Source organism: Bacillus sp. FSL L8-0193 (assembly GCF_037976065.1).
Lineage (GTDB): Bacteria > Bacillota > Bacilli > Bacillales > Bacillaceae > Bacillus > Bacillus paralicheniformis.
In genome coordinates, this window is the sequence record NZ_CP150261.1 from 3,875,872 (window position 1) to 3,888,317 (window position 12,446).

Sequence of the window (12,446 nt, forward strand, 5' to 3'; positions counted from 1 at the left end):
AATTGATAACTATTATCAATTAAAATTATAGGGTTGCCTCTTCGATAACACCATGGATTATATCCGGCAATTAAAATGGATTTTTTCCGGACAGCAGCCGAACCGCCTGGCGAATGATTCGTTCATGGCTGCATGCGGAATATTCCCGCCAAGGATCTGAATTCACCTGATACACCCGGTGATGCCGCACCGCTTTCAAATCCTGCCATGCAGCCGACTGCTGCAGCTCCCGGTAGAATGCCAGCGTCTCGGGCTCTTTAAAAATGAAAATCATGATGATATCCGGCTGATATGCCGCAATCGTTTCGATGGAGACGGACCGGTCAATCGGTTCTTCCAGCGATACAGCAGGTTCAAAGCCAAGGTCGCCGAAAAATACATCTTGAACAGAGCGGTTATGCGCCAGATAAATCTCGTGTTTATGCAGGCGCAAAAACAAAAAACTTCGGCGTCCGCAGATTGGATAAAGCGTTTCTTTTGCGGTTTCGGTGAGACGCTGGTAAGACAGCAGCCATTTCTGAGCCTCCGCTTCTTCATCCAAATGGGATGCGGTCAGCATAAAATGCCTCCTCCATTGTTCCTGTGAAGGCAAAAAGAAGACATCGGCGATCGACTGGAGTTGTTTCCGTTCCTCGTGAGACACGCTGTCCATGCTGATAATGAGCTCAGGGGCAGCCGATGACAATGTCCGCAGGTTTTCTTCCCACGGCTCGTGAAAGCGGTAAGCGCTCAGATGAACCGGAATATCTGCCGCGTAATGTTTATAGTAATACGATGTCCACTTCGGATGCAGAGAAGCTGCGTAAGGAATGAGGTGCAGCGGTATCAGCTGACCGATCGTATTCTGGCCGTAGGCCGCCAGTTTCCTGCGCCTTTTTTTCATATAAACGGTCGGGGATAAGCCCGTATGCTTCTTAAATGTCCTGCTGAAATAAAATTCATCCTGATACCCGATTTGGCTTGAGATTTCCCTCAGCTTGTAGCTTGCTTTTGCCATCAGCTGCTTTGCTTTCGTCATCCGCGTCTCAGTGATAAACTCTGTCACGCTTCGACCGTACAGCTTTTTGAACGTTTCGCTGTAGTGCTTCGCGCTGATTCCGGCCATTTGCGCGAGTTGATCAAGCGTCAGGTGTGCATCTGAATGCTCTTCAATATACTCCTTTGTTTTTCCTATGGCTGATGCGGTGTTTTCGGGATGGGTCAGTTTAGCCGAATAGATATCGTACAAAAGCTGCTGCAGGTCTGCTTGGCATTTCAGCTCCTGGAGTGCTGAAGATGCCGGCCATAAGGCGGAAAGTTCCTGAAGGCGGGAGGCCAGATTTCCGACAGAATGGACATTCATCATCTGAAGGTCGGAAAAAACGTCAGGATCGGTGTCTGCTTCAAGTGTCAGGCGGCGGTCGTCATAGCTGTAGGGCTGCAGCCTGATGAGATACCCGCTGATTTCAGCTGACGAAGCTGTGATTCCGAATGTTTCATAAGGCGGAACAATATACAGCGTTTCTTTTTGGAGCGGACTGCCTGATGCCTGTATATCAATTCTCCCTTCACCCTTCAAGTGAAAGATCAAAACAAAAGAGTCTGCCAGCTGCTGTTCATCCGGAAGATCGCCGGGCTTTCTTATATGATCGACTTGCAAGAGACGATAGAAATAAGAAGATTTCATAGAAAAACCGCCTTTCTTAACACCAGTAATATCACAAAAATAAAAATGCCCCTAAAACAATATGGTAAATTGGTTGCGGGGTTCTGGTCCGGCACAAAATACCAGTTTGCAAGGTGCATTTCACATCACTTATAGCAATATGCTTCTTACGATTTACTATAACACAGTCGCTTTTATTGGGGAATAATGTTGTCAGTGCGGTCATTTGCCCAATGTGCACTTTAAAATATAATAAAAAATCAATACTTATCATTTCAATATCTTTTTGCCTGGTGTATAACTATAGAGAAATGACTATATTTAAAGGGAAGGCGTGACTTCTTATTTTGGAAATGACATCCAGCATGAAAAAATCGCTTGATGCGATTGCAAAATGGGGGAAAATAACCGGCGTTTTTATGATTATCGGCGGAGGCATCTATGCCTTCTTCGGAATTTCTTTGCTTATCATCGGAGCCGCTCCAGGTGTGCTGATGATTTTTTCGGGGATCTACCTTATAAAATCGGCAAACGCCGCTCAGAAAATGAGTGATGACATGCCGCAAGAACCGCATGAAGCCTTGCTTGACAACTATGTGAAGTTTATGAAATGGCAATTTTTCTTCTTACTATCCATTATTGTGATCTTTATTTTATGCATAGTCGCCTTTTTCTTCCTCATCTTTTTAGGTATTCTTACTGATTTACACAGCGGATATGATCCTTATTATTATGAATGAAAATCAAAAGCCTGTCTCGGGAATTGATCCCAAGACAGGCTTTTATTATTCGGCTTCACCGACAACAGTGAAACGCTCATTGATATGCTCGCCTTTTTCAGCCTCGTCCACCACTGCAATGGCATAGTCTGCATAGCTGATGTAGCTTTCTCCGGCGGCGTTTACGATTAAGTTTTCCTGACCTTTTTGATATGAACCTGTTCGCTTTCCTTCCGGATTGAAAAATGCCGCCGGGCTGATGAACGTCCATTTCAGTCCCTCCGCTTCTTTCAAATCCTGAAGGTTCTGCCCCTGATTTTTAGCCGTCGGCAAGTATTCTTTAGGAAACTCAGGCGTATCGTACAGCTGGGTTGTTTTTTCCTTATCGACATAAAGGCTTCCTGCACCGCCTACGACGATTAATCTTGTTTCAGGAGCCTGCTTAAACAGTTCAATCAGCTTTCTTCCAGCTTCAACATGGAGATGCTCCTGCCCTGGAGCCGCGCCGAATGCATTGACGACAACATCCAATCCTTTGATGTCTGCCGCTGTTAGGTTGAAAATGTCTTTTTCAACGACAGTTGCACCGCTGTTCGCCATTTTTGACGCACTTCTGACAATTGCCGTCACTTCGTGTCCTCTTTCTGATGCTTCTTTTAAAATCATGCTGCCCGCTTGACCGCTTGCACCGATAATACCAATTTTCATAATCGCTTCCTCCAATAATTTAAGTATTTGTAACAAAATAAGTTACATGTTGATGATGAAACATCATCTCTTATTTAAAAGAGATGAGTTAAGACGTCTTTAAGAGACTTGCTGGCCAATTCGTTCTCCATCGCCTGCTGAACGCTGTGAAACGTTTGGTCAAGCGTTGTTTGAATTTGTCTTCCAACCGGACAGTTTGGATTCGGCTTGTCATGAATCGCAAACAATTCCTCTTGCGGCTGAACCGCGCGGTAAATATCCAGCAGAGATATATCTTCAGGATCTCTTTTCAGGGTTGCCCCGGCCACTCCCGGCCGCGACGTCAGAATACCGCCTTTTTTGAGCTGGCTGATCATGCGTCTGATCACAACCGGGTTCGTATTGACGCTCCCGGCGATCATTTCCGAAGATTCCCGCGGGTTTGCAGCGATTAAAGACAAAATATGAATGGCCACTGAAAGACGGGTGTTCACCATAAGTTTTCACCACCGATGTAATTATTATAGTTACAGGATAAGTTTTTTGTCAACTATTATCATATCCTTAATAATCGTAAGAATAAATAAAATTTTTTTCAAACCACCTTCATGTCTCACTTTGGAACTTTTTCATAGGATCTTTCGTATTGATTGATGAAAGGAGTGTTTTCAATGAAAGAGATAGCAGAAGGAAAAGCAGCTTTGGATGTCCGGCTTGAGCCGAATGAAGAGATCAGATCTATTATTCTTTGCGCTTATAACGCGAGACTGTCTGCACGTTACACTCCTTACAGAGGCGTGCTTGCGGCCACTGACAGGCGGCTCATGTTTTATTCTTCTCTGTTTGGCGCCCCTTTTCACCTTGACATCCGCTATGATACCATCTCCTCGTTCCGCCGAGAAAAAGGGCTGATAACAGGAGGCGATCACCTCGTCGTGATGAACGACGGGGATCGGGAAGCATTTCAATATTTTAGCGGCTGTGATCCTTTGGAAACATTCATCGAATCCGTTCGAAAGCTAAGGAAACTGCCTGAAGACATCATGCATGTCTGAAAAACGCCGGCTTCGGGTTGTGCCCGCAGCCGGCATACTCAATTATTAATCTCGTACTTCTCCCCATATCTCAGCACTTTATAAATTGCCATTCCATCAGATAGATGATTTTCGGAATATCTCACGGGAATCAGAGCAAAAAATACATAATAGGTTGAAAAATAAACAAACTGGTAGAAAAAAATATTTTCGGGTATGATGTCTTTGATAATCAGCAGATTGACAATAAAAATAGACGCTAAATTAAACAGCGATCCGCCGGCATAAATCATCGCATTCGTAAAACGGTTATCGTATTTCAGATCTCCGTATTTGCAGAAGGAATCCATGAAGTAAACACTTCTGATTTGCACAGGGCCGATTTTCAGCAATTTTTTGCCCATCCCGATTTCAAGCGAAGATTTCCCGCCGAACAACACCGCCATGACGCTGTGGCCCAAGACATGAAGCACCGACACGGCGGGAAAAACGATCAAGAACGACCAGAAGAATTTGACAATATCCTGCAGTCCGAACATTCAATCATCCTTTCTGTTTCAGCCCATGTTTTTTAAAGAATTTCCGCTTTTCCCCCCGTATCAAACCTGTCAATATGCAAGTCAAGCCGGCCTCTGAAGCATGAAAAAAACCGCCCATCTTTTCAATGGACGGCTCTCTCCAAGGCGGTCAATTATCCTCCTATATAGGACATTTCAACCTTTTTCCGCGGAGCCGCTTTTGAAAGAGCGCGGTCGAGCGAATACTGGTCATCGCGATTCCGCCAGACGGTGCCGATCGCCTTAGCCAGCTCCTGATCGGTCTGCCCGCTTCTGATCAGAGTTCTTAAATCAAACCCGCTCGATGCGAAAAGACATGTGAAAAGCTCGCCTTTCGCTGATAGTCTTGCTCTGTTGCACGTGCTGCAAAAAGCATCGGATACAGAAGAGATAAAACCGATTTCTCCTGAACCGTCCAGATATCCGTACCGTTTGGCGACTTCTCCTTTGTAGTTCGGGTCGATCGGTTCAACCGGCATGTCTTCATTGATGATCCGGATGATATCCGCTTTTGTCACCACTGACTGACGGTTCCATTCATTTGTGTTCCCGACATCCATAAACTCAATAAACCGCAAAATATGGCCTTTTTCTTTAAAATAGCGGGCCATCGGCAAAATATCCTTTTCATTGACCCCTTTTTGGACGACCATGTTGATCTTGACGCCGAGTCCGGCCTCTTTCGCCGCTTCAATTCCGGCCAGCACCTTGCTGACGGAGACGCCTCTGCCGTTGATCGCTTTGAAACGCTCGTCATCCAGGGAATCCAGGCTGACCGTAACCCGTTTCAGCCCCGCTTTTTTCAGCTTGTCAGCGTAAACCGGCAGCAGAACGCCGTTCGTCGTCATCGCAATATCGCGAATCCCTTTGATCTCCGCAAGCTTCCCGACCAATTCCGGCATATCTTTTCTCATCAACGGCTCGCCGCCGGTGAGGCGGATTTTTTCCACCCCGAACTGATGAACAAACAGCTTGGCCAATCGTTCAAGCTCTTCAAAGGACAACAGTTCGCCTTTTGGCAAAAACGGATAATCCTGTCCAAAGATTTCGGCAGGCATGCAATACGTACATCTTAAGTTGCAGCGGTCGGTGACAGAAATTCTTAAATCCCGAAGCGGCCGGCTTTTCTGATCCAAAACTTGTTCACTGTTGTTGTTCACGCCTGTTGCCTCCTTTATGTTAACTGAATTCGCTCGTGATGCGTATATACATTAAATGACCGGTTCCTGGCAAAACCAATCGTCATGATATTCAGCTCCTCTGCCATTTGAATGGCCAGCTCGGTCGGCGCCGACTTGGAAATGACCGCGGAAACCCCGATTTTTGCGGCTTTAAGCAGCACTTCCGAAGAAATTCTGCCGCTGAACACGATCAGCTTGTCGCGCACAGGGACCTGGTGAAGCAGACAATATCCGTACAATTTATCAAGCGCATTATGTCTTCCGATATCAGATCTGACTGCAATCAGCTTGTCAGTGCTGCACAAAGCGGCATTATGAACGCCCCCCGTATGGCGAAAAAGCTTGCTGTTTTTCTGCATGTCGCGCATCAGCGCCAAACAGTTCTCAGGCGTAATGGTCACGCCGTCAATCGCCGTTTTTGCGGTTTTGACGTCCTGCTGGAAATAAAAATGCCGCCCTTTTCCGCAGCAGGAGCCGATCACCCGCTTCGTGTAATCCTTCAGTACCAGCTTTTTTGAGCTGACAAGGTCGACATATGCGAATCCGAGACTTTCATCTATTGTAAACCTTTTAATCTCATTTTTAAATCGGATCACACCTTCAGACGCGAGAAATCCGATCACCAGTTCTTCCAGGCTGTCCGGCGAACAAACAAGCGTGACAAATTCCTCACCGTTCACCATGACAGTCAGGGGGAATTCCGTTGCCATCTGATCTTCTTGCTGTGTCATCTCTCCATTATCATAACGGAAAATTTTTCGGCTTGTTGTGATGTTTTTCCCCATGAATAAACCCCGCCCCTTTGTTTCTTATCATATCTATTACTATACTCGTCTATCATGCCGTTTCACAACCGTCAGGTCAAATTTGGAAGCTTCATCTTGTTGATAGCTTGAAAACATGATATTATTTTTTAAAAGTTCAAAAAATATACACTTTTCAAACAGACTGCCTTTCTTCGCAGCAACCCCGGAAACCGCTTTCAAACAATCGCTCCCCGGCAGCCTTCTGTCTTTATGACAAGCCTTTCTTTTCCACAGGAGGTTCTCGCATGAAAAAAGTGAAAAACAGGTGGCTCATTGCTTTATGTGCTGTAGGTATTCATTTGTCTATCGGGTCTGTATACGCATGGAGCGTCTTTACAAACCCGCTCGCTGAAACCTTCGGCTGGAGCCTCAGCCAGATCAGCCTGACGTTCAGCATCGCTATTTTATTTCTCGGTCTTTCAGCCGCATTTTTGGGGCACTTCGTCGAAAAGCACGGCCCTAAAAAAGCAGGCATGCTTGCCGCTCTTTTCTTCGGAGCTGGCGTGACGTTTTCAGGCTTCGCCGTTCAGATCGGCTCCCTTCCCCTGCTTTATTTGTTTTACGGCGTCTTCGGAGGAATCGGACTCGGCGTCGGCTATATTACGCCCGTATCTTCGCTTGTTAAATGGTTTCCTGACCGCCGCGGCTTGGCTACGGGGCTAGCCATTATGGGATTCGGATTTGCGGCCTTGATCAGCAGCCCGATCATACAGATGCTGATCTCAGCGGTCGGTATAGCCAATACCTTTTTTATTCTCGGCATTTGCTACTTTCTTGTGATGATGCTGTCTTCGCTTTACCTCGCTCCGCCGGAAGACGGCTGGAAGCCTGAAGGATTTTCAACCGAAAAAAACGGAAAGGCGCAAAGCGCCGATATTTCCCAGCTGACGGCAAATGAAGCCATTAAAACGAAACGCTTTTATTATTTATGGCTGATGCTTTTTATTAATGTTACGTGCGGAATCGCCATCATATCCATCGCTTCGCCGCTGGCGCAGGAAAGTGCGGGCATGTCCGCCGCCGCTGCTGCCGCTCTCGTCGGCGTTTTGGGCGCATTTAACGGCTTAGGGCGGATCGGCTGGGCCTCAGCATCTGATTACATCGGCCGGCCGAATACGTATACCGTCTTTTTCGCTGTACAGCTGATCGCCTTTCCGCTTTTGCCGTTTATTTCTGACAAGGCCGTATTCTCTGTTTTGATGGCATTGATCTATACGTGCTATGGAGGCGGGTTTGCCGCAATTCCGGCTTATATCGGGGATTTGTTCGGAACAAAGCAGCTCGGTGCAATTCACGGATACATTTTAACGGCATGGGCGGCGGCAGGACTTGCGGGCCCGATGTTCTCTTCTTGGGTGCGTGATGCAACAGGAAGCTACAGCCAGAGCCTGACGGTTTTCGCAGCACTGTTCGCCATCGGCCTGTTCATTTCGATCTTCATTAGAACCGACATTAAACAGTTGCGAAAAAAAGCGGCGGTTCATGTCTCAAACTCGATAAAAGGATGATCTGGCAGTATCCGCTGGAAAGGAGAGAATGGAATGGGAAAAACAAAGCATGAAGGTCCGATGAAGCTGAATAAAAAACCCGCGCCAAAACTGTGGGCGTCTTGGGCGCCGCTGGGACTCGGAAAGGTAAAGCCAAAGCATATCAGAGATACGATGAAAACGGCGTGGGACAATAAAGACAACCTTTCGTACGCCTACAGAATTTTGACGCAAGGCGTGTGCGACGGCTGTGCGCTCGGTGTATCCGGGCTCCGTGATCAGACGCTCGCAGGGCCTCATCTATGCACGACGCGGCTGAACGTCCTCCGCTTAAATACGATGCCTGCGATCGAGGACAAATGGCTGTCCGCCGACATTGAACAGCTGAGAAAGCTGGATAGCACCGAGCTGAGAAAGCTCGGACGTATCCCTTATCCGCTGTCGAGAAAAAAAGGAGAACGGTCGTTTTCGAGAATTTCATGGGACGAAGCACTCAGCCGAATCGCGGACAAAATCAAATCGATTGATAAACGACAGCTCGCCTTTTATTTAACGGCCAGGGGTATTACGAATGAGGTATACTATACAGCCGCAAAAGCGGCTCGGTTTATCGGCACAAACAACATTGACAACGCCTCGCGGATCTGCCACTCGCCAAGCAAAACGGCTTTAAAAAGGTCCCTTGGCATCGGCGCCTCAAGCTGCAGCTACCGAGACTGGATCGGGACGGATGTCCTCGTCTTCTGGGGATCTGTCGCCGCCAATAACCAGCCGGTGTCAACAAAATACATGTATGCCGCCAAAAAAGCGGGAACAAAAATCATTATGATCAACCCGTACCTGGAACCTTCGATGGAGAAATACTGGATTCCATCGATAGCTGAGAGCGCCCTTTTCGGCACCAAAATCACTGATGACGTATACCAAGTCAATATCGGCGGCGACATTGCCTTTATGAACGGGGTAATGAAGCACTGGTTTGAAATGGAACGGGAGGCCCCCGGTTCAAGCATTGACCGCGCTTTTATCGAAGCACACACAAACGGATTCAATGAGCTTAAACAGCATATCGAAAAACAAAATTGGAAGACGCTTGAAGAGTCATCCGGCATATCGAAAGATAGAATGAAAGAATTCGCCATCTTGCTGGCCCGGGCGAAAACCGGCGTTTTCATTTGGAGCATGGGACTCACACAGCACCGTTTTGCGACCGACAACATTTCACAGGTGGCAAATCTCGCCCTTTTACAAGGATTCATCGGCAGAAAGCATTGCGGCCTTATGCCGATCAGAGGGCACAGCGGTGTGCAGGGTTCTGGAGAAATGGGTGCCGATCCTTTCGTCCTGCCAGGCGGTGATTTTGACGAAGAAACTACCGCACGGATCGAGAAGATTTGGGGCTTCCGTATACCGACTTGGCAAGGCGATACGATCGGCCAGACAATCGAAAACATGCTGCTGCCGAACGAAAGCGAAAGAAAAGTAAAAGTGTTTTATACGAGCGGAGGCAACTTTTTGGAAACGATGCCGAACCCCGATTTTATCAAAAAAGCATTACAGGAAGTTGAGATGAGAGTCCATCAGGACATCATCTTCAATACTTCCACCCTTGTCGATGCCAAAGAAGAAGTTATCATTCTCCCCGCAATGACAAGATATGAACAGCCTGGCGGAGGAACCTCGACCAGTACGGAACGGATGGTCTATTTCAGCCCTGAAATTAAAGGACCGCGCATCGGAGAAGCCCGTTCTGAATGGGAAATTTATATGGATCTTGCCAAACGGGTTCGGCCCGCAGACAAAGAACTGATCCATTTTGACGACGCTGCAGAAATCCGTGAAGAAATCGCTGCTGCCAACAGGAATTATGACGGGATTCAGCATTTAAAAAAACGCGGAGATGTCTTTCAATGGGGCGGCGCCTGGCTTTGTGAAGGCGGGATGTGTCCGACGGCAGACGGTAAGGGTAACCTGATCCCCGTCGATCTTCCTGAAAACAGACAAACTGAAGGACGCTTCCTCGTGACGACAAGGAGGGGAAAACAGTTCAACTCGATGATTTATAGTGAAAAAGATCCTTTCAACGCGGCAGATCGCCGGGATGTCATGATCAATCCAAAAGATGCCGAGGAGCTTTATATTCAAGATGGAGAAGCGATCGTTCTATTCAACCGCTACGGAACTTTCCAAGGCCGGGCAAAATATGCCACCGTACAACGCGGAAACACGGCGGTCTACTGGCCGGAAGGAAATGTCCTGATCCCTAAAGGCGTATACGAAAACCATGCCCGTATTCCGGAATACAACACGGCGGTCATGATTGAAAAGGCGGAGATTTTCCATTCAAGAAAAGATCCGCGCTATGCAGAAAAACGAATCGAAGAACTCGAAATGTCGACAGATTAGCTTAACAGAAGGTCGGGACGGCACTGCGGCCGTCCCGCTCTCGTACGGAGTTACTGAGACAGTTTTACGCCTTCTTCTTTCCATACCTTTTTAAAATCAGAAGCTGAGTCGGCTTCAATCAATTTTCCGCCGCCAGCAGCAGCTACTTTTTTAAGCTTAGCTTTTTCTTTCACGGTTTTCACATCAAGTCCAACAATGTTGACGATTGTTTTAATGTTGGATTTGCGCAGATCTTTCGCTGCCTGAACAGGGTCTCCTCCGCATGTTTCTTCACCGTCTGTCACGATGTAAACATAATTCTTACCATCTTTATCGGCAAGATCTTCTTTTACATCATAAAGAGATTTTGCAATCGGAGACCAGCCTGTAGGCTTAATTCCGCTTAAAGCGTTTTCGAACGAGTTGGAAGAAAACGGCTGCAGATCATAGACGGTTTCCGTCGTACCGCAAGATAGTTCTTTTCCGGAGTTTTTATTGTTGCCTTTATGTCCGAACACATTCAGCATAACATTCGCATCGCTTGAAAGCAGGTCAGCAAAGTCGGTTACGGATTCTTTGGCAATATCAAATTTTCTTTCTCCTTCAACCTTTTGTGCCATGCTGCCGCTTGCATCAAGCACAACTGCAACATTGACATCTTTTTTGCTGTTGTCCGCATTTCCGTCTTCAGCCGCGAAAGCAGCAGCCGGAGCCAATGACAAAAGCATGGTGAACGTTGTTAACAGAGTAAACCTTTTTTTCACCTTTCTCACTTTCCTTTCCGCACTTTTTTTCGGACCGAACTTCCGCATGAGATCTAGTCCACCAACATCGTAAAAGAAGGCTTGATAGAAATAAATAGGCCGGATCTCCTTTTCAAATTCACAAATTCTTCATAATCCTTACGATAATCGACCGACACTTCCACTTAAGTCCTACCAAAAAAGTCCGCTAAAAGACCGTTTTCGTCCCAATAAAACAACAGTTACGACAAATTACCCCTCCAAAGGATTCAGCGGGGTTCAACGTTCTGAAACAATAACTTAATATTTGTAAAGTGTTTTACTTGACTTTTGACATTCTTTTCATCAAAAAAGGAAAGCTGCGGAAACATGTCCACAGCTTTTTTCCAGTTTATTTAGAAAGCTCGATTGCTTCCTGAGTGAAAATTCTTTTGATGTCATTTTTGGTTTTTGCTTGGAAATATTCACCGCCGCCAGCTGCTGCGATGCTTGTCAATTGTCCGTGAAAATCTCCTTCATAATCAAAGCCGATTACGTTGACAACCGCATTAGATTTGCGCAGTTCTGTTGCGACTTTTACCGGGTTGCCTCCACATGTTTCCTCACCGTCTGTCAGCAGATAGACGACGTTTTTCCCGTTGTTGTTCTGCTGGTCAAGCGCGTTTTTGGCATCTTGCAGCGCGTTTGCGATCGGTGTCCATCCAGTCGGTCCGATGCCGTTTAATGAATTGCGGAAGCTTTGCTCGTCATACGTTTGGAATCCGTACACTCCTCTGATTGCATTGCAGGATTGTACTTTTCCGGAGTTTTTATTGTTTCCCTCTGAACCGAAAACCCTCATGAGCACGTTTGCATTTTCAAGCTTTGAACCAAAGCTGAACGCCTCATTTTTGGCAAGCTCGTATTTTGAGACTCCGCCGATCTTTTTAGCCATACTGCCGCTTGCATCAAGCATAATCGCGATGTTAGGCGAATCTTCAGCAACTGTTACCTCCTGTTTTTTCTCAGCTGCGAAAGCAGGTGAACCAAGGCTAAGAACCATAGCGGTCAAAATCCCTAATGTCAGCTTCTTCTTCATTTCTCCCTTTCCCCTTTCTTAAATAAAGTCGTTAACACATTAATATCGTAGAAGAACACCAGGGAGAAATAAATAGGGCATGTCTCCTTTTCCTCGTTATTCATTTCAGCATACAACAAGCAGA

General features: G+C 46.6%; 12 protein-coding genes. 4 read left to right on the forward strand and 8 right to left on the reverse strand.

What is annotated here, in order from left to right; all coding sequences use genetic code 11:
* Positions 1 to 70 precede the first annotated feature (70 nt).
* Positions 71 to 1,666 carry an AraC family transcriptional regulator gene (locus MHH76_RS19490; protein WP_023857100.1) on the reverse strand — a complete coding sequence of 532 codons (1,596 nt, stop codon included), beginning with the start codon at positions 1,664 to 1,666 and terminating at the stop codon, positions 71 to 73.
* 332 nt (positions 1,667 to 1,998) lie between these two features.
* Between MHH76_RS19490 and MHH76_RS19495 the strand changes: the two genes are divergently transcribed.
* Positions 1,999 to 2,385 (forward strand): DUF5362 family protein, encoded by a 387-nt coding sequence (locus MHH76_RS19495; protein WP_031305133.1) that lies wholly within the window; start codon positions 1,999 to 2,001, stop codon positions 2,383 to 2,385.
* Positions 2,386 to 2,430: 45 nt separating this feature from the next.
* On the opposite strand, the gene MHH76_RS19500 is transcribed toward MHH76_RS19495, so the two are convergent.
* Together MHH76_RS19500 and MHH76_RS19505 are read right to left on the reverse strand one after the other, a co-directional pair.
* Entirely contained in the window at positions 2,431 to 3,072 is a 642-nt protein-coding gene (locus MHH76_RS19500; protein ID WP_023857098.1) for an NAD(P)-dependent oxidoreductase, read from the reverse strand.
* A gap of 74 nt (positions 3,073 to 3,146) precedes the next feature.
* Positions 3,147 to 3,548 carry an Rrf2 family transcriptional regulator gene (locus MHH76_RS19505; protein WP_020453242.1) on the reverse strand — a complete coding sequence of 134 codons (402 nt, stop codon included), beginning with the start codon at positions 3,546 to 3,548 and terminating at the stop codon, positions 3,147 to 3,149.
* 174 nt (positions 3,549 to 3,722) lie between these two features.
* On the opposite strand from MHH76_RS19505, the gene MHH76_RS19510 reads away from it, so the two are divergent.
* Positions 3,723 to 4,106 (forward strand): PH domain-containing protein, encoded by a 384-nt coding sequence (locus MHH76_RS19510; protein ID WP_023857097.1) that lies wholly within the window; start codon positions 3,723 to 3,725, stop codon positions 4,104 to 4,106.
* Positions 4,107 to 4,144: 38 nt separating this feature from the next.
* Here the strand turns inward: MHH76_RS19510 and MHH76_RS19515 are convergent, their stop codons facing one another.
* The 3 genes from MHH76_RS19515 to fdhD all read right to left on the reverse strand — a co-directional run bounded on the left by MHH76_RS19515 (position 4,145) and on the right by fdhD (position 6,608).
* Positions 4,145 to 4,624: a hypothetical protein gene (locus tag MHH76_RS19515; RefSeq protein ID WP_023857096.1), complete on the reverse strand. Its 480-nt coding sequence runs from the start codon at positions 4,622 to 4,624 to the stop codon at positions 4,145 to 4,147.
* 152 nt (positions 4,625 to 4,776) lie between these two features.
* Positions 4,777 to 5,802: a GTP 3',8-cyclase MoaA gene (moaA, locus tag MHH76_RS19520; RefSeq protein ID WP_023857094.1), complete on the reverse strand. Its 1,026-nt coding sequence runs from the start codon at positions 5,800 to 5,802 to the stop codon at positions 4,777 to 4,779.
* Between the two features lie 14 nt (positions 5,803 to 5,816).
* Positions 5,817 to 6,608, reverse strand: a complete 792-nt coding sequence (gene fdhD, locus MHH76_RS19525) for a formate dehydrogenase accessory sulfurtransferase FdhD (RefSeq protein ID WP_023857093.1) — start codon at positions 6,606 to 6,608, stop codon at positions 5,817 to 5,819.
* Between the two features lie 266 nt (positions 6,609 to 6,874).
* Here fdhD and MHH76_RS19530 point away from each other — a divergent pair, with 266 nt between their 5' ends.
* On the forward strand, positions 6,875 to 8,137 hold the full coding sequence (locus tag MHH76_RS19530; RefSeq protein WP_023857091.1) for an OFA family MFS transporter: 1,263 nt from the start codon (positions 6,875 to 6,877) through the stop codon (positions 8,135 to 8,137).
* 33 nt (positions 8,138 to 8,170) lie between these two features.
* Positions 8,171 to 10,522 (forward strand): FdhF/YdeP family oxidoreductase, encoded by a 2,352-nt coding sequence (locus MHH76_RS19535; RefSeq protein ID WP_023857090.1) that lies wholly within the window; start codon positions 8,171 to 8,173, stop codon positions 10,520 to 10,522.
* 50 nt (positions 10,523 to 10,572) lie between these two features.
* Here MHH76_RS19535 and MHH76_RS19540 read toward each other — a convergent pair whose 3' ends face one another.
* Entirely contained in the window at positions 10,573 to 11,229 is a 657-nt protein-coding gene (locus MHH76_RS19540) for a VWA domain-containing protein (protein WP_043054609.1), read from the reverse strand.
* Positions 11,230 to 11,635: 406 nt separating this feature from the next.
* Entirely contained in the window at positions 11,636 to 12,322 is a 687-nt protein-coding gene (locus tag MHH76_RS19545; protein ID WP_023857087.1) for a VWA domain-containing protein, read from the reverse strand.
* Positions 12,323 to 12,446 lie beyond the last annotated feature (124 nt).